13 protein-coding genes are annotated in these 18,190 nt (G+C 60.5%); 9 read left to right on the plus strand and 4 right to left on the minus strand.

Annotated elements, in window-relative coordinates:
* Position 1: 1 nt before the first annotated feature.
* Complete coding sequence (locus HMPREF1257_RS05155) at positions 2-664, plus strand: flavin reductase family protein (RefSeq protein WP_023026306.1); 663 nt, start codon at positions 2-4, stop codon at positions 662-664.
* Here HMPREF1257_RS05155 and HMPREF1257_RS05160 read toward each other — a convergent pair.
* Positions 647-1,444, minus strand: coding sequence for an SGNH/GDSL hydrolase family protein (locus tag HMPREF1257_RS05160; RefSeq protein WP_232208519.1), 798 nt, complete (start codon positions 1,442-1,444; stop codon positions 647-649). The two genes, HMPREF1257_RS05155 and HMPREF1257_RS05160, sit on opposite strands and share 18 nt — an antisense overlap.
* 181 nt (positions 1,445-1,625) lie before the next feature.
* Here HMPREF1257_RS05160 and HMPREF1257_RS05165 point away from each other — a divergent pair, with 181 nt between their 5' ends.
* The 4 genes from HMPREF1257_RS05165 (at position 1,626) to HMPREF1257_RS05180 (ending at position 7,772) form a co-directional block, all read left to right on the plus strand.
* Positions 1,626-3,302, plus strand: coding sequence for a urocanate hydratase (locus tag HMPREF1257_RS05165; protein WP_023026308.1), 1,677 nt, complete (start codon positions 1,626-1,628; stop codon positions 3,300-3,302).
* Positions 3,303-4,472: an imidazolonepropionase gene (gene hutI / locus HMPREF1257_RS05170; protein WP_023026309.1), complete on the plus strand. Its 1,170-nt coding sequence runs from the start codon at positions 3,303-3,305 to the stop codon at positions 4,470-4,472.
* A 46-nt stretch (positions 4,473-4,518) separates the two neighbouring features.
* Entirely contained in the window at positions 4,519-6,387 is a 1,869-nt protein-coding gene (locus HMPREF1257_RS05175) for a DEAD/DEAH box helicase (RefSeq protein WP_023026310.1), read from the plus strand.
* Positions 6,388-6,533: 146 nt separating this feature from the next.
* Positions 6,534-7,772 carry an HNH endonuclease signature motif containing protein gene (locus tag HMPREF1257_RS05180; protein ID WP_023026311.1) on the plus strand — a complete coding sequence of 413 codons (1,239 nt, stop codon included), beginning with the start codon at positions 6,534-6,536 and terminating at the stop codon, positions 7,770-7,772.
* Positions 7,773-7,780: 8 nt separating this feature from the next.
* On the opposite strand, the gene HMPREF1257_RS05185 is transcribed toward HMPREF1257_RS05180, so the two are convergent.
* From HMPREF1257_RS05185 to putP, 3 genes are read right to left on the minus strand one after another with little or no spacing between them, the layout of a single operon-like run.
* Complete coding sequence (locus HMPREF1257_RS05185; RefSeq protein WP_005280147.1) at positions 7,781-8,224, minus strand: hypothetical protein; 444 nt, start codon at positions 8,222-8,224, stop codon at positions 7,781-7,783.
* 56 nt (positions 8,225-8,280) lie between these two features.
* Positions 8,281-8,847: an HNH endonuclease family protein gene (locus HMPREF1257_RS05190; protein ID WP_023026312.1), complete on the minus strand. Its 567-nt coding sequence runs from the start codon at positions 8,845-8,847 to the stop codon at positions 8,281-8,283.
* A 34-nt stretch (positions 8,848-8,881) separates the two neighbouring features.
* Complete coding sequence (gene putP / locus HMPREF1257_RS05195; protein WP_023026313.1) at positions 8,882-10,453, minus strand: sodium/proline symporter PutP; 1,572 nt, start codon at positions 10,451-10,453, stop codon at positions 8,882-8,884.
* 168 nt (positions 10,454-10,621) lie between these two features.
* Here putP and HMPREF1257_RS05200 point away from each other — a divergent pair, with 168 nt between their 5' ends.
* Genes HMPREF1257_RS05200 through HMPREF1257_RS05215 form a run of 4 tightly spaced genes read left to right on the plus strand, consistent with a single transcriptional unit; the run spans position 10,622 to position 18,189 of the window.
* Positions 10,622-13,651, plus strand: coding sequence for a DEAD/DEAH box helicase (locus HMPREF1257_RS05200; RefSeq protein WP_023026314.1), 3,030 nt, complete (start codon positions 10,622-10,624; stop codon positions 13,649-13,651).
* Positions 13,652-13,655: 4 nt separating this feature from the next.
* Positions 13,656-14,477, plus strand: a complete 822-nt coding sequence (locus HMPREF1257_RS05205; RefSeq protein WP_023026315.1) for an SWIM zinc finger family protein — start codon at positions 13,656-13,658, stop codon at positions 14,475-14,477.
* A gap of 2 nt (positions 14,478-14,479) precedes the next feature.
* The gene (locus HMPREF1257_RS05210) at positions 14,480-15,595 is read left to right on the plus strand and encodes an exonuclease SbcCD subunit D (RefSeq protein ID WP_023026316.1); all 1,116 of its coding nucleotides are present in this window, start codon (positions 14,480-14,482) and stop codon (positions 15,593-15,595) included.
* 5 nt (positions 15,596-15,600) lie between these two features.
* On the plus strand, positions 15,601-18,189 hold the full coding sequence (locus tag HMPREF1257_RS05215) for an AAA family ATPase (RefSeq protein ID WP_023026317.1): 2,589 nt from the start codon (positions 15,601-15,603) through the stop codon (positions 18,187-18,189).
* Position 18,190: the final 1 nt, after the last annotated feature.

Here is an 18,190-nt window from a genome sequence, read left to right on the forward strand (position 1 = left end):
TATGGCTTCTCTAAAGTGGAACCCGCAGTCCGAGCCGAACCCGCTGCCGTATTCGCCGTTTAAGTCCAGCACGGTGCCGCGCCCCATTGGGTGGTTGTCCAGTGTTGATAGCGAGGGCCGAGAAAATATCGCCCCGTATAGCCAGTGGCAAAACCTCACTTTTGACCCACCCATGGTGATGTTCTCCGCCAATCAATACCCGGATGGTCGGCGAAAGGACACTGTGCTCAATGCGGAGGAAACCGGCTGGTTTGTGTGGAATATGGCCACCTATGAACTGCGAGAAGAGGTTAATAAGTCCGCGCAGGTACTCGAGCACGGCGATAGCGAATGGGAGCGCCTGAATGTCACCAAGGAATACGCGGAGAACTACCGCATACCCATGGTGAAAGAATCTCCCGTGAAGTTTGAGTGCGAATACAAGACCACGCTGCGCCTGCCGGGAAATTCCAAGGTCGGCACGATTGACCTCGTGGTTGCGGACGTGAAGACCATTCACATTGATGAATCCGTTGTTGATGAGGATGGCAAGCTCGATATCGTCCGGATTAAACCCATTGCACGCATGGGCTATTTCGACTACACGGTGGTTACCGAAAAGTTTGAGATGCGCGTTCCCGGATCGGACGACGCCGCCCGCGCCGGGCTAGAGGGCTCTGCCTAACGCCTCGGCCATCGCCACCTGGCCCGCGTGGGTGGGATGCATGGGGAAGGAGTCAGTGTCCTGCCCCGTAAAGTCCACCCATGGCTCATCTGAGCAGGCGGAATGTTGCGCGGCATCGTCTGGCAGCACGTAGGTGGCGCCGTTGCGTTCGGCGGCCTCGCGCACTGTTTGATTGATGCGCTGGATGGTATCTGCCAACCATTCCCGGTCTGTGGCCGGGATTTTTTCTATGAAGGGGCAAGTCTCGCCGGGATTGATGAGGGGGATGTAGCCGGTGGCAATGACCTTCGCCTCAGGTGAGCGGTGGGCGATTTCCCCGTAGACCTTGTCCAAGCGTTGGGGCAGATCGTGCAGCTCCAGTTCTATCTGCGGGCCCGATTCGTCTTGGCATATATCGTCCGTGGCGCATTGGCTCAGGCGCACAAAGCTGGCATCGTTGCCGCCGATGCTCAAGGAGATAAGGGACGTATCCGCGGCCAGTGCGTCCACCTGGGCGGGGTGCTCGCCCGCGGAGGATAAAACATCCAGCGTGCTCGCGCCCTGGCAGGCGACGTTGCGGAAAGAACTCGTGCTGATTTCCTGCGCGGCGAGTTCTGGATAGGAATCTTGTGCTCTGGCGCAGGAATCGGGCGGATCGAGCGGGAGCGTCGTCGAGCCCATTGCCGCGTAGGAATCCCCGAGGGCCACATAGTTTTCTGGTTCTTCTGGAGCTTCCTCTGGCTGGTTGGAGCATCCTGCCAGCAGGCAGGCGGCGGCGAGGGCGGGCAATATGTGGCGCATGAATGCCATCGTAACCGCAGAGTCTGAAATGCCAGACAGTTGGTGACTGTGCAAGCTCTAAATACGTTGTGCATCACACTAAATTGATATCTGTGACGCTCGCCAAGCCCCCGGGAGACAGCCCCGGGAAACCGGCCTTGGGGTAGGGCACGGCGTCGATAAGCACAAGCGAAAGGAAGCCATGTCTGAACCACGCGAAGTCCGCGCACCCCGCGGCACCGAACTCAACGCAAAATCCTGGCAAACCGAAGCGCCACTGCGCATGCTGATGAATAACCTCGACCCAGAGGTGGCAGAGCGCCCTGAGGACCTCGTGGTCTACGGCGGCACCGGCCGCGCAGCCCGCAGCTGGGAGGCCTTCGATGCCATTGTGGAATCGCTGAAGGACTTAGAAAGCGATGAAACCCTCCTCGTCCAATCCGGCAAGCCGGTGGGCATCTGGAAGACCAATGAATGGGCGCCGCGCGTGCTCATCGCCAACTCCAACCTGGTAGGCGACTGGGCCAACTGGGAGCACTTCCGCAAGCTCGAGGACGAGGGCCTGATGATGTACGGCCAGATGACGGCCGGCTCCTGGATCTACATCGCCACCCAGGGCATCCTGCAGGGCACCTACGAGACCTTCGCGGCCGTGGCCAAGAAGCGCTTCGAGGGCAGCCTGGCCGGCACCCTGACCCTGACCGGTGGATGTGGCGGCATGGGCGGTGCCCAACCGCTCGCCGTGACGCTGAACGGGGGAGCAGTGCTCATCGTGGACGTGGATGAGCACCGCCTGCGCCGCCGCCAGCACAAGCGCTACCTCGATGAAGTGGTCACCGACTTGGACGAGGCCCTGCGCTTGGTTCTCGATGCCAAGGAAAACAAGAAGGCCCTTTCCGTGGGTCTGGTGGGCAATGCCGCCGAGGTCTTCCCCGAGGTGCTGCGCCGCCAGCGCGCCGGGGAGTTCAAGGTAGACATCGTCACCGACCAGACCTCCGCGCACGACCCACTGTCCTACCTGCCCACCGAAATCACCGTGGATGACTGGCAGTCCGAGGCCAAGGCCGATCCCACGACCTTTACCAAAAAGGCCCGCGAATCCATGGCCGCGCAGGTCCAAGCGATGGTGGAATTCCAGGACGAGGGCGCCGAGGTCTTTGACTACGGCAACTCCATCCGCGATGAGGCCCGCCACGCCGGCTACCAGCGCGCATTCGAGTTCCCCGGCTTCGTTCCCGCCTATATCCGCCCGCTCTTCTGCGAAGGAATGGGCCCGTTCCGCTGGGCAGCGCTGTCCGGCGATCCCGAAGACATCAAGGTCACCGACCAAGCCCTGAAGGAGCTGTTCCCGGAGAATGAGCACCTGCACAACTGGCTGGACGCCGCCGAGGAATACGTGGAGTTCGAGGGCCTGCCCGCCCGCATCTGCTGGCTCGGCTACAACGAGCGCCACAAGGCCGGCCTGCTCTTCAATGACTTGGTGCGCGAGGGCAAGATCAAGGCCCCCATCGTCATCGGCCGCGACCACCTCGATTCCGGCTCGGTTGCCTCCCCGTACCGCGAGACCGAAGCCATGCTCGATGGCACCGACGCCGTCGCTGACTGGCCGCTGCTTAACGCCATGACCGCCGTATCCTCCGGCGCCACCTGGGTCTCCCTCCACCACGGCGGCGGAGTGGGCATGGGTCGCTCCATCCACGCCGGCCAGGTCACGGTTGCCGATGGCACCGATCTCGCCGCCGCCAAGCTGCGCGCCGTGCTGACCAATGACCCAGGCATGGGCGTTATCCGCCACGTCGATGCCGGGTACTCTCGCGCAGAGGAAGTAGCCAAGGAACGCGGCGTTCGCGTTCCCATGGAATTTAAGGCAAGGGATTAAATGAGCACACTTTTTACCGGAATTTCAGAACTCCGCACGGTCAGCGAGCACGGCACGCTTAACGATGCCGCCCTCATCGCCGACCACGGCACCATCGCCTGGATTGGCCCCGCCTCCCAGGCGCCCGCCGCTGATGACCAGGTGGACCTAGGCGGGCGCGCCGTCCTGCCGGGTTGGGTGGATTCGCACACCCACATGGTCTTCGACGGTGACCGCTCCGCTGAGTTTGAGGCCCGCATGTCCGGCGGCTCCTATGAGGCCGGCGGCATCGCGGTGACCATGGACGCTACCCGGGAGGCGGGGGCAGACCGCTTGGATAAGCTCGTCGCCGAGCGCGTGGCCGCCGGCCGCCGCGGTGGCACCACCACCTTCGAGACCAAGACCGGCTATGGCCTCAACACGGAATCTGAAGTGGAAGCCGCGCGCGTGGCATCCCAGCACGTCGATGACGTCACGTTCTTGGGTGCCCACCTCGTGCCGCCGGGATCGGATGCGGAAGACTACCTCGATGAGGTCGTCGGCCCGATGCTGGACGGCGTTGCCGAATACGTCCAGTGGATCGACGTCTTCTGCGAACGCGGCGCGTTCAATGAAGAGCAGTCGCGCCGAGTTCTCGAAGCCGGTAAAAAATTGGGCCTTGGCCTGCGCGTGCACGGCAACCAGCTTGGCGAGGGCCCGGGGGTTAGCCTCGCGGTCGAGCTTGGCGCCGCCTCGGTGGACCATGTGAACTATCTGAGCGATAGTGACATCGAAAAGCTCGCCGCATCCGAGACCGTAGCCACCATGCTCCCAGCCTGCGATCTCTCCACGCGCGAGCCCTTAGCGCCTGGCCGTGCGCTTCTCGATGCCGGCGCCACCCTCGCCATCGCCTCCAACCTCAACCCAGGTACCTCCTATACCTCGTCGATGAACTACTGCGTGACCACGGCCGTCCTGCAGCAGCACCTATCCGTCGACGAGGCCATCCACGCCGCCACTACCGGCGGTGCCACGGCGTTGCGCCGCCATAATGTGGGCAACGGACTCGACCCGCAGGGCCGCCCCGCGAAGGGCACCCTGGTGGAGGGCGCTGCCGCTGACCTGCACGTGCTCGATGCTCCTAGCGCGGTGCACTTGGCCTACCGGCCGGGCATGCCGCTGAGCTACCGCACGTTCGTGGCGGGGGTATAGCGAGGAATGGAGTTTGCCGCCGGTATCGCGTAGGGTTGGACGAGCAATGAGCATTACCGATAACGCCACCGGCGGCGTAAACGAGCCGGAAGATTTTAATAAGTCGGAATCTCAGGACAACTCGCAAGGTGTCAACCAGGACACCAGGGCTGCGAATACTTCTGAGGGCACCGGCGCTGAGTCCAAGGACTCGGCCAACGACAACTCCCAGGGGTTCGAGCACCTCGGCCTGCCAGATAAAATTCTGCAAGCTGTTGCGAAAGTAGGCTTCACCACGCCGTCCCCCATCCAAGCAGAAACCATCCCGATCCTGATGGAAGGCCGCGACGTCGTGGGCCTTGCACAGACCGGTACCGGCAAGACCGCAGCCTTCGCGCTGCCGGTCTTGTCCCAGCTTGACCCGCAAGCGCGCCACCCGCAGGCACTCGTCCTTGCGCCTACCCGCGAGCTCGCCCTGCAGGTTGCAGACGCCTTCCAATCCTTCGCGGAAACCCTCAAGGGCATCGAGGTTCTTCCCATCTACGGTGGCCAGGCCTACGGCATCCAGCTGTCTGGTCTGCGCCGCGGAGCCCAGGTCATCGTGGGTACCCCGGGTCGCGTCATCGACCACCTGGAGAAGGGCTCGCTTGACCTGTCCCAGCTGCAGTTCCTCGTCCTCGATGAGGCCGATGAGATGCTGAACATGGGCTTCCAGGAAGACGTCGAGCGCATCCTGGAAAGCACCCCGGACCGCAAGCAGGTGGCGCTTTTCTCCGCCACCATGCCTAATGCCATCCGCCGCCTGTCCAAGCAGTACCTGCACAACCCGGCGGAAGTAACCGTTAAGTCCGAGCGCCGCACCAATGACAACATTAAGCAGCGCTTCCTGCTGATTCCGCACCGCGCAAAGATGGATGCCTTCACCCGCATCCTCGAGGTCATTACCTATGACGCCATCATCGTCTTCTGCCGCACCAAGCACGAGACCGAAGAGGTGGCCGAGGCCTTGCGCGATCGCGGCTACAGCGCTGCTGCCATTAACGGCGACATCGCCCAGGCGCAGCGCGAGCGCACCGTCGACCAGCTCAAGGATGGCCGCCTAGACATCCTCGTCGCTACCGACGTCGCCGCGCGTGGCCTCGACGTGGAGCGCATCACCCACGTGGTGAACTTCGATATCCCGAACGACACCGAGTCTTACGTGCACCGCATTGGCCGCACCGGCCGTGCCGGTCGCTCCGGTGAGGCAATCCTGTTCGTCACCCCGCGCGAGCGCCGTATGCTGCGTTCCATCGAGCGCGTGACCAACGCCCGCCTCGAAGAGATGGACCTGCCCTCCGTCGATGAGGTTAATGAGAAGCGCAAGGAAAAGTTTGCGCAGGCCATTACCCAGTCCATGGACAACAAGCAGGCCGATTTCTTCCGTAACTTGGTACGCAAGTACTCGGAAGACAACGATGTTGCCATGGATGACATCGCCGCTGCGTTGGCCGTCATGCACCAGGGTGGCAAGAACTTCCTCTTGGAAGACAAGCCTTTGCCCAAGCCAAAGAAGGACCGCCGCGATCGCGATGACCGCAAGCGCGACCGCGACTTCAAGGGCAGCGGCAAGAACCGCGGTGGCTCCAAGCGGCCGGATGGTGACTTTGAGACGTACCGGTTGGACGTCGGCAAGCGCCAGAATGTCCGCCCGGGTGCCATCGTCGGTGCAATCGCCAACGAAGGTGGCCTGTCCGCCAAGGACTTTGGCCGCATCACCATTGCGGTAGGGCATACGCTCGTGGACCTGCCGAAGAACATGGACCCAGCTGTGCTGGACCGTCTGAAGGATACCCGGATTTCTGGGCAGCTCATCAAGATTCAGAAGGATACTGGTCGCCCGCCTCGCCGTGATGGCGGCGGTGGACGCAAACATGGTGGTCGCTTCCGCGACTAATTAAACCTCCAAAGGGCCTCTTTTTAGAGGCCCTTTTTCATGCCTTCTGACCTGCGCTTTTACTATAAATGGGGGTAGTGTGTCAGAGCGGTTTTGTATGGTGTATGGCGAAAGCATGTTCTAGTAAATCTCTCGAAAGAAAGTCCATGAATGCGCCATATTATGCCAATACCAATCCAGAAAACTCTACCTCCCGTGCAGCTACAGAGATTAGGAAGGCTGAATACCAGTTCTGGGAGAATCTTCATCCTGACCCAGATGGTGATATCGAAATTATTAGCCAATCCCTGTCTGACTTAACTGGGGCGCGTCAGTCCCGAATTAGAAATATTATTTTCGCCTTCGAGCGGCTAAAGGAGCTGCCGCGGCTGCGCGCCCGGCAAGAACAGCATTTCCATTTAGATTTAGACCGCCTGATTACGATTGATCAAACCCTAGCCAAGCTCGGCGCCATTGATGCGGAGAAGAAGTTCACTATCGATGACGCCCTGACCAACTACTTAACCCCAACCCGCCCCAATCAAAAGCTGCCCTCGCACCGCAATCTCCGCCGCAAGTTGCGCGAGCTCATTGTGCGCCTGGATCCCTTTATTGCCGCGCGGGATCCGCGCCGCAAGCAAGCCTATAGCGTTGAACCTACAGGCGGGGAGTGGGCCGCGGTCTGTCTGGACGTCGGGTTAGAGACCGCGGAGATCATCGACCGCAATATTCGGGATATCGCTACGGACAAGGACCTCACGATGGCTGAGGCCGCAGTGGAGTTGCTGACCGGAAAGGCGCAGGCAAAGGCCAAGGTCGTGTTGAATATGTATCGCTGCGACCTGCCGGATGCACCCGCGTTTGTACAGAACTTAGGCTGGGTATCGCCGGAGACCGCGGATGACCTACAGGCTCGGGCGACTACGACAAGGGATATGGAGAAGGCCGGTCAGGCGGAGAGCCCTAACTATGTGACGCCGCCAGATATCCGGGCGTTTGTAGAGGGCTTGGATGGCACGTGCCGGTGGCCAGGCTGCACGCGGCCGGCGGTGGCTTCTCAGATGGACCATCGGCACGACTTTGCAGATGGTGGGCCGACCTCGGCGGCAAACCTCACTTGCCTGTGCCAGCACCATCACAACATAAAGACCGATGGGAGGGCGTTTTATATCAAGGACCCGATAAGCGGGGACATCATCTGGCTTTTCGATGACTCTACGTGGGTCTACGACTCCGCGAGCGGACCGCTGGCGCCGAAGAACCGCAGGTGGGCGCAGACGGTGGCGCAGGCCACGCAGAAGCGGCGGGAGAATGCGCACGCAGATGCGCAGCAACTAAAAGAAGAGCTCAGAGAGGAGTCCACGCATGAAAAAGGGGACAGCGATGACACTGTCCCCGGAGAGTAAATGGCTTCCTAGATGTACATCAGGATAAGGCAGATGATCCACAGGAGGTTGAAGACGCCGCCGAAAGCGGACAGGGACTTCTTGATGGAGCCCAGGTTGGCGGTATCGCCGGATTCTAGGGCTGCCTGCGCCGTGCGCTGCTTAGGGAGGATGAGGAAGAAGAGCAGGCACCACGCGATGATGGCCACGAGGATGGCGATGTGGAAGTTGACCTGGCTCTTGAAGGTTTCAATATCAGACAGGAACACTGCAAGGCCAAGGACCGGCACGAGGGCGGAAATGTAGCCGTAAGTATTGGTGATGTTGTGCAAGTTGCGGGCGGCGCCGAGGGCCGTCTTATCGCCCTGCGCTGCGCCCTGCAGCTGGGTCTGGTAGATGGAGGTGGAAATGCACACGGGGCCGAGCAAAACGATGGCCGCTGCCACGTGCAGGAAGATGAACAAAGTAGTCATGGAGGATGCCCTTCAGTTAAGAAAAGTTGCCTTGTTCACCCTAATCAATTTAACTGCTAGAAATCGAACCGACATTGCCTTCTCATTGCACGGACATCCGCGCGGGGCAACGGTAACTCGTACTTGCGCGCGATTTTTGCGAGGCGCCGCGAGTAATCGCAGCGGTTGGCGGGCGGTAACCACTCAGAGGGGAGGGAATCAGACTTTTCCTGATTGAGCTTCCGGCTGGTCGCCACCAAGTTGAGGGGATCGTTGGCAAAGCGGATCTTGGTGTCTTGGTCCCACTGTGCGGCACCCATGTCAAAGGCGGCAGAAAGTGGGAAGATGTGGTCGACCTCAATAGGGGAGGTGGCTGAAATCATCTCGCCCGCGTAGGGGTCATAGAGCGTGCCGGATTGCGGCCGGCAGTCTGCGAACGCCTCGCTGGCTTGGTTCTCCATGATGGCCTCACGCGTGGTGCATGCACCGTTGGGCTGCCAGCCGCCGAACTCGTCGCGGTCGTAGCCCTGCAATTCCGCGCGGGATGGAACGGTGGAGACATCAAAACGCGGAAAAGGCCACGCATACCATGCGATAACGAGAGCGGTTATGCATGATAGCGCGGCCAGGTAATAGGACTTCATGTCCTATTGGACTCCGCGAGGTGCGGGAAGGTTCCTACTTGTTATCGGAAACCTTTTCTGCTGCTTCCTCGAAGTCCAGGGAGTCGTCCTTCTCAACGAGCTTGGCAAGCTTCTCGGCTTCCTCGAACTCGTCCAAGACCTCCTGGTCTGGCTGCTTGGTAGCCAAGGTGACCAGAACGGTGACGATGAGTGCGGAGAAGAAGCCCGGAACCATCTCGTAGAGGGAATCGCCGAGCGGGGACATGCCCCAACCGATGGCGACGACTGCACCGGTAACCATACCGGCGATTGCACCGGTTGCGTTGAGGCGCTTCCAGTACAGAGCCAGGATGACCAGCGGACCGAATGCGGAACCGAAACCAGCCCATGCGAAGCCGACCAGGCCAAGAATGGAGTCGGACGGGTTGATAGCCAGGAGTGCGGCGATAACCGCGATGGCCACAACGGCGGTACGGGACAGGTTAATCAGAACGCCCTCGGAAGGCTTGCGCTTTGCGATGATGAGGTAGAGGTCCTCAATCAGGGAAGAGGACACCACGAGCATCTGGGAGGACATGGTGGACATGATCGCTGCCAGAACTGCGGTCAAGACGAAACCTGCAGGCAATGGGTGCATCATGGCCTGAGCCATATCCAAGAAGATGGTCTCGAAGTTCTCTTGGTCAGTGATGGTCTCACCGAACTGGGTGAAGTACACGGTACCGGTAAGCGCAACGAAGATGGCGCCGATGACGGAAAGGCCCATCCAGGTGATGCCGTAGAAACGGCCCTGCTTAGCGTCGGAAGGCTTACGCAGCGCCATGAACCGCACGATGATGTGCGGCTGACCAAAGTAGCCAAGGCCCCAAGCGGCGTTACCAACGATAACACCAGCGGAAACGCCAGCGAAGAGAGAGAAGTAGTTATCGTTTGGCTCTAGTGCGCCGTCGGTAGCGTAGTTGTTTTCGGTAGCGAAGGAGAAGATCGCGCCGGCATCGTCAAGAGCGAAAAGCGCCATGATTGGCACGATCAGCAGGGCGACGAACATGAGCATGCCCTGCATAGCATCGGTGTAGGACACTGCCAAGAAGCCACCGATGAAGGTGTAGAAAATGGTCACTGCGGCGATGACCAACATACCGGTGATGTAGTCGCCACCGAAGGTGGACTCGAAGTAACGACCACCGGAGACCATGCCGGAAGAAACGTAGAAGGTAAAGAAGAAAATAATGATAACTGCGGAGATAATACGCAGCAGGCGCGACTTATCGCGCAAACGGTTCTCGAAGAAGGAGGGAACCGTAATGGAATCGCCCGCAACCTCCGAGTAAGCGCGAAGACGCGGCGCAATCCACTTCCAGTTAGCCCATGCACCGATAAGGAGGCCGATAGGCATCCACAGCTCGGAAAAACCGGAAAGGAAGAGCGCGCCAGGCAGACCCATAAGCAGCCAGCCGGACATATCTGATGCGCCGGCGGAGAGAGCAGCTACGAATGGGTGCAGGCCACGGCCGCCCAAAACATAATCGTCATATTCGTCGGTTTGTTTGTAGCTCCAGTAGCCAATGGCTGCCATTACGAGGAAGTACACAATCATCGCAATGACGTACCAAGTTGATTCTTGCACGTTTCACTCCTTGTAGTGATTTATCGGACATATACACGTTAACGGTGACTTAAGGTTCACCCAAGCTAAAATACAGCTGTGGCGTAGATCTCTGGTGATGTTTTTCACCATTTAACTGCGCAAAGACGTGAATATAACGAGCTTGTAACAAAACTAAACCGGGCTGCTATGCTGGCCGTTATGGCTTCTTACCTTGTGCATGGCCTTTGGCTGCCGGTCTCGGGGCTTGGTCTATGGATTGAGCAGGTAGAAGGGCACAAGATTGTTATGCCTTCGGCCGTCCCAGAGGGGACGTTCCCACAGGCAGTCGATGCCATCTTGGCTAAGAAATCTTTCCGGAACCGGGCGCGGGTATCGCTGCGGACCCCGAAGGGCAAAGACGTCTCGCTCATGGTGCCCATGGCCATGTTTGCCCCGGAAGAAGCGGTAGAAACCCTTGCCCAGCTGGAATACCTGGATCATCATCCACCGGCATCGATTGCGCCGGATCTGCACTGGCTCATCCACGCATATAGCGGGCTGAGCAAGTTTGTCCGCGCGGGCAGGGTGACGTTCCGGCTGGCGTACCAGGCCAACGAGTGGTTTCCCATGTGGCAGCTTGCCTCGGGTTTGGGCGAGCGCGGTTGGCTCGCAGAGATGATGGCTGCGGCACCGGGGATTCTCCACATAAATAATAGAGCCCTTTCGGATGACCTAGCGGATGAACTGACGCATTGGATTGCCAACCGGGAATTGCAGCCGCTACTTAATGAACCACGGCCCATGCCTTGGCATGACTTCGCCCGCGCATTGCTGACGACGGCCCCCATCCGCCGCGGTCGTGCGCAACTGCTGCGTGGCCTCAATGAATGGAAAAATTCCATTTACCAGGTGGAACTCCAGCTCGTCTACATCGTGGAGGAACCGGCAGAACAGGATCCAGAAGATGCAGCGTGGCCGATTCGGGTGCGCGTGCGCTCTGGAACGGATTCGCCGCGGCCGGTATTGGCGGATGAGTTGGATAGGGCGAGCATCGAGAAGCTGCGCGAAAACCACCGTAAGGCCGTGCATGCGGCGCCGAGCCTGGGCCAGAGTACGCAAATGCCCCAGCCTGGCGACGGCGATTGGGATGTCTACCTGGACACGGAGCAGCTCACGCAGTTTATTGCACACGAGGTGCCCGAGCTGAAAAAGCGGGGCATTACCGTCATGCTGCCCAAATCGTGGGCGCAGATGGATACGAAGGCCAAGCTGGAAACTCGTGAGGCGAGGGATCCGGCAGAGGCCGCCACGAAGAAACACATCGGCATGAATCAGCTCGTGGACTATAACTGGCGCATGTCCGTGGGCGATGTGGAGCTTACCGAGTCTGAGATGGACGAGCTGGTCAACTCCAAGTCCGGGCTCATCCAGCTGCGCGGCAAGTGGGTGATGGCCGATACCCAGGTCGTATCCAAAGTCTCGTCCTATATGGAGGAGCTGGCGGATAAGTCCCGCGAGCGCGCCAAGAAGGAGCTCGAGCAGCTGGCGGCCTCGGCAGAGATGGCCAAGAAGCTGGGTGAGCCGGGCTGGCAGCAGCTCATGGCGGAGGTCGAGCGCCGCCGCGCTGAGTTCAACGAGAAGAGCGAGCACCAAGTCACGGTGGCGGAGCTGCGGGAGCTGGCGCTCGAGTCGATGGCCCAAGAACCCATCGAATTTACCGGCAGCACGTGGCATACCGCGTTGCTCGGCGGCATGGATACGGTTGCGCCTAAGCGCGTGGATATTCCGGAGACCGTGCATGCTGAGCTGCGCGAGTATCAGCGCACGGGCGTTGACTGGCTGTATTGGATGTCGCGCAACAATATTGGCGCCGTGCTTGCCGATGACATGGGGCTCGGCAAAACACTCCAACTACTGTCCCTATTGGCGGTGGAGAAGGAACGCGGTGAACAGACCGGGCCCACCTTGGTCGTCGCGCCGACCTCCGTGGTAGGTAACTGGGCTCGAGAGGCCCGCCGCTTCGTGCCGGATTTCGAGGTTATGGTGCAACACGGCGCGGGGCGTCCAGGTGGGGAAAAGTTCCTCGAGGCCGCCGGAAAAGCAGATCTCGTCATTACTACCTATGGCACCGTGAGCCGGGACTTTAACCTCTTGGGCGAGGTGTCTTGGCAGCGCGTGGTGCTGGATGAGGCGCAGGCCATCAAGAACTCGGCCACGCGCTCCTCCAAGGCGGTGCGATCCCTGCCCTCCGAGCACCGCGTGGCGCTGACCGGTACGCCAGTGGAAAACCGGTTGTCAGAGATGCGCTCCATCTTGGACTTTTGCAACCCCGGGATCTTGGGAACGGCGTCCTTCTTCCGCAATCACTTTGCCAAGGCCATCGAGCGCAATAATGATGAGGAGATGTCCGAGCGCCTGCGCGCGCTGACCGCGCCCCTTATCCTGCGCCGCGTCAAGACCGATCCCAATATCATCGATGACCTGCCGGAAAAGTCCGAGCAGATTCTTACCGTATCCATGACCACCGAACAGGCCGCGCTGTATAAGGCGCTGGTCAATGAGGTGAAGAAGAGCCTGGAGGATGCTACGGGCATCAGCAAGCGCGGCATCGTCTTGGCCTCGCTGACCCGCATTAAACAGATTTGCAATCACCCAGCACACTACCTTGGTGATGATTCGCCGGTGGTTATTAAGGGAAGGCACCGCTCGGGCAAGGTGAAGGAGCTGATGCGGATTGTCGATGCCGCAACCGAGTCCGGCGAGCGCCTGCTGATCTTCACCCAGTACAAGGCCTTCGGGGATATCTTGCAGCCCTACCTGAGCGAGCAGCTGGGCCACGAGATTCCCTTCCTGCACGGCGGGGTTACGAAGAATAAGCGCGACCAGATGGTGGAGGATTTCCAAGCCGAGGATGGCCCACAGGCGATGATCCTTTCGCTCAAGGCGGGCGGCACGGGCCTCAACCTAACTGCGGCATCGATCGTGGTGCACATGGACCGCTGGTGGAACCCTGCGGTGGAAAACCAGGCTACCGACCGCGCCTTTCGCATCGGTCAGCGCCGCAACGTGCAGGTGTATAAGATGATTACCGCTGGCACGTTGGAAGAATCCATTCAAGACATCTTGGATGGCAAGACGCAGCTTGCTGGTGCCGTCGTCGGCGAAGGCGAGGGCTGGCTCACGGAATTGGAGCCAGACCAGCTGGCAGAGCTCATGAGTTACCGGGGAAAGGAGTAAGCGGATGGCCGTTAAGGGCGATGACAATGTCATCTACGCGAACTTTGGTACCCGCAAGCGCGTGAGTACCCCGGACGAGGTCAACCATGTCGACCGCAGCGGGCGGCTGCTGTCCAAGACCGCCGCCCGGATTTCGTCCTTTACCAGCTATGATGCGGACCGGGGGCGGATTAGCCGCGGGCGCCAGTACGCCGAAGGCGGTCACGTCGTTGGTTTGGAGATCCGCAATGGTGCCATCCATGGGCGCGTGGCTGGTTCCCAAAACGAGCCTTTTTCCATACTCATTCAGCTGCCGTACCGCGATAATGACGATATTGCGGCACTCGCCGGCCAATTCGCGCGCACCCCTAATTCCGTAGCGAATGCGCGCAAGGGCCTGTTATCTGAGGAAGCGCTGGATACGCTTTTTGCCAGCGAGGCCGAAGAACTGCGTCTATCCTGCACCTGCCCGGATTCCGCCTATACCTGCAAGCACGTCGTGGCGGTGGGAGATAGGCTCGCCACCCGCGCGGACGCGGATCCCGCCGTGATTTTCAATATGCGCGGGCTGGATTTTGCGCGCTTGGAAAAGGCCGTCATGGAGCAATCGCAGCAGGTCTCCCGCGAAAGCTTTGGGGCCAGCGATTTATCCGCGGAAGAAAAGAACGATGTGTTCTGGAACGGCCGCGAGATGCCGAAACTGCCGCACCCCAAGGTTGCCCCGGCGCTGGAAGATTCTGATCCAGACCTCTTGCGCAAGGCCCTGCGGGCCGTATCGCATACCAATATTGAGCTTTTGCGCGCCGTGTCCGATATTGAAGACCTCTACTACCACTTAACGCACTGATTATGACTGCAACGACCTTTATCCACACGTCCGACTTCCAGCTGGGAATGCCTCGCTGGTTCTTGAAGGGGGAGGCGCAAGGTCGTTTCAACGATGACCGCGAGTCCGCCATCATGCACCTAGGCCAGCTGGCGGAGGAGGTTGGCGCGGAGTTCATCGTCGTCGCCGGCGATGTATTTGAACACAATGCGCTCTCCCGGGAGATCTTGGCCCGCGCCACCGAGATGTTTAAGCGCTTGCCGGTGCCGGTGTATGTGCTGCCCGGAAACCACGATCCGCTGGTCGCCGACTCGGTATTTTATCGCACTAGCGCGGACAACGTGCACGTCATTGCGGATTCTGAGCCCATCGAGGTGGGTAAGGGCGTGGAAGTGGTCGGGGCGCCGTATCTGTCCAAGCGCGCCAACCACGATTTGGTGCGCCAGGCCTTGGAGCCGCTCGAACCCACGGAAGGAATCCGGATTGCCGTGGGCCATGGCCAGGTGGATTCGCGTACTAGCGGGGGAGATGCCGATACCATCGACCTGGAATTCGTCGAACAGTGTTTGGAGCGCGGGGTGATTGATTACTTGGCGCTGGGCGATACCCACTCGACGGCCAGCCTGGGCACAACCGGGCGCGTCTGGTTCTCCGGCAGCCCGGAGACCACGGACTTTAAGGAGTGCTCCACTGGTGGCGGCGAGGCCGATTCCGGGAATGCGCTGGTGGTAAGGATTGAGGGGGAGGATATAGACATCGATAAGCGCAGCATCGGGCGTTGGACGTTTGAGGCCCTCGATGCCTCCGTCAATTCCACCGAGGATGTCGAACGCTTCCTGCGCAGCCTGGAAGAGTACCCGGATAAGGTGCGCACGGCGATTAAATACAGCCTGCAGGGGACCCTTGGCATCGCGGCGCACGCCCGGCTGCAGCGTGGGCTGGATGAGTTGGAGGCGGTCTTTGCCTCGCTGCGCCCGCGCGAGCGGACCATGGACCTGTTCTTGGAGCCTAGCGAAGATGAACTAGCCAACCTGGATATTTCCGGCTATGCCGCCGACGCCTTGCAAGAGCTGCTGGATAACCGCGAGGATCCGGTGGCCCGCGACGCCGCCAACCTGCTATTTCGCCTGGAAGGATAAACCACATGCGCATCCACAGCTTAGAGATTAAAAACGTCCGCGGCATCGAGCACCTGGTTTTGGATGACCTCCCAGAAACCGGGGTGGTGGTCATCCACGGCGAGAACGAGGCTGGTAAATCCACCATCGTGGAGGCCCTCGATGTGGTGCTGACTGAAAAACACACGGCGCGCCCTAGCGGCATCCGGGACTTACAGCCGGTGGGCAAGGACGTATCGCCGGAGGTCATCGCGGATATTTCCGTGGGGGAATACCGCTTTCGCATTGCCAAGCGCTGGCTGCAGAAGAAGTACTGTGAGCTGGCCATCTCTGCCCCGCGCCACGCGCAATATACCGGGCGCCAGGCCGATGACGAGCTGGAACAGATCTTAAGCCAGAACATGGATCGCCAGCTTCTCGATGTCCTCTTTATGCGCCAGGATGACTCCAATGACGCTATCTCCGCGGTGGGCATTCCCTCGTTAACGCAGGCCCTCGAGCAGGAGTCCGGCCTGGCTGAGGACGAGGTATCCGGCGATGATTCCCAGCTTCTGGGCAAGGTAGATAAGGAATATAAGCGCTACTACACCGAAAAGACGGGCAAGCCGGCCGGCGAGTATAAAAAGGCCCAGGAGACTTTGGAGCGTGCCGAGCAGGAGCTGGAGGAAGCAACCGCTGCGGTGCGCGGGCTCGATTCCGTGGTGGAGCGCTACGAGCACCTGGAACACCAGCAAGAAGAAGCCGAAGCGCAGCTTCCCGGGGCCCGCCAGGACCTTGCCGAGAAGCAAGCCGCCGCGGACGAGGCCGTGCAGGCTCAGCACCAGGTGGATGCGCACAAGGCGGAGCTCACCCGCGCCAAGGAGGATTTCCAACGCGCGAAGGACGCGCAGTCTAAGCGCCAGGAGATGGCCGAGGCACTCGAGACAGCCGGTACCGCAAAGTCGAGCGCTGCGGATAAGCTCACATCCGCCCGCGAGAAGGCCGCAGAGGAAAACGAGAAGAAAGAGGCGGTGGAAAAGAAGCTTGCCACCGCGAAGGAGGACTACGCCACCGCGCGCACAACGCTCAAACAGGCGCGGCTGTATCAGGACAAGGAGACCTTTAAGCGCCTGGATAAACGCCTGCTCAAGGTAGAGGACTTGGCACGTGGCGTGGAGAAGGCCCAGGCAGAGATCGCCCAGCGCGGGCGCGAGATGACCGCCGCGGATGTCGAGGAACTCCGCAAGGCGGATGCCGATCTCGCCTTGGCCAAGCGCCTTCACGACGCCACCGCTGCCAAGGTGGAGTTTTCCGGTCCGGAGGGCGCGGAGATTGGGGTGGATGGGAATCGGGTGGACATCGGCAAGCAGCCTGCAGTTGAGCTTGTCGATGGCCGCGAGATCACCATCGGCGATATCACCGCCCGCTTCGTGGCCGGCGCGTACTCTTCCGATAAGACCCAGCGCGAGGTGGATCAGGCCGAGGCGCGTTTACAGGAGCTTTTCGATGCCACCGGTGTGGACTCCATCGCTGCCGCTGAGGATCTGCACAAGGCGCACAGTGAGCAGAATGCCGGGTTGGATGCGGCAACGCGCAAACTCGAAGGCGAGTTGGGGCCGGATGATTTAGGTGAATTGCGCGCCCAACACGCGGCGCTCAAGGAGAAGGTCACCGGCCTCGATGATGCCCCGGCCATGGATTTATCCGCTGCGGAGGAGGCGGAGGAAGAGGCACGAGAGCTTGTCGATGCCCTCGACCGCGAGCTTATTCCCTTCCGCGATAGCCGCATCGCCCACGACGTGGTGCGCTTAGAAGCCGAGCTTGAGGCCGCCAACGAGAAGGCCGAGCGCGCCGAGCGCGAGCTGGCTGAAGCGCGGGAGAAAACTTCCGATGCCGGCTTGGCAGAAGAAGCGGAGCGGTTGGGTGCGCTGGTGACCCGGCTGCAGGAACAGCTATCTGAGATGGAGGCCGTGGACCTGGCCACCGCTCAGAGCTTGGTGGAGGGTGCGCAATCGCACCTGGAGTACCTGCAGAACCAGGTGCAAGATACCAAGGTGGAGCTGGGCAAGTTGTCGAGCGAAATTAATTATCACTCCGGCGCGGCACAGCGCGAGCAGCAGGCACAAGCGGAAGCGGAGATGGCTCAGGCGGTGCTAGAAAGCGTGGAAAAGCGCGCGCTGGCGGCGCGCTACCTGCGCGAGTTGCTACTCAAACACCGCGATGCCGCGCGCCAGCGCTATGCCGAGCCCTTCGTGGCGGCACTCGCCCAGCTGGCCCGCACCATCTACGGCGGGGACATCAGCTTTGAACTGGCAGACGACCTTTCCGTCACCGCACGCACCCGCGATGATGAAACGGTGGCCATGACCAGTCTGTCCGGCGGCGCGCGCGAGCAGCTGGCCATCCTTACCCGCTTTGCCATAGCGCGCTTGGTGGCGGGGGAGGAAACCGTGCCGGTCATTGTCGATGACGCACTGGGCTCCACCGACGCCCACCGTCTGCAATTGATGTCCACACTGTTCTCACAGGTAGGCCGCGACAACCAGGTTTTGGTCTTTACCTGCATGCCGCAGCGCTATTCGCGGGTGCCTGGGCGTAGCGAGCGCGACATCGCCATGCTGAAGGGGGTAATCTAGT

This window comes from Corynebacterium sp. KPL1814 (genome assembly GCF_000478175.1).
In the GTDB taxonomy this organism is placed as follows: Bacteria; Actinomycetota; Actinomycetes; order Mycobacteriales; family Mycobacteriaceae; genus Corynebacterium.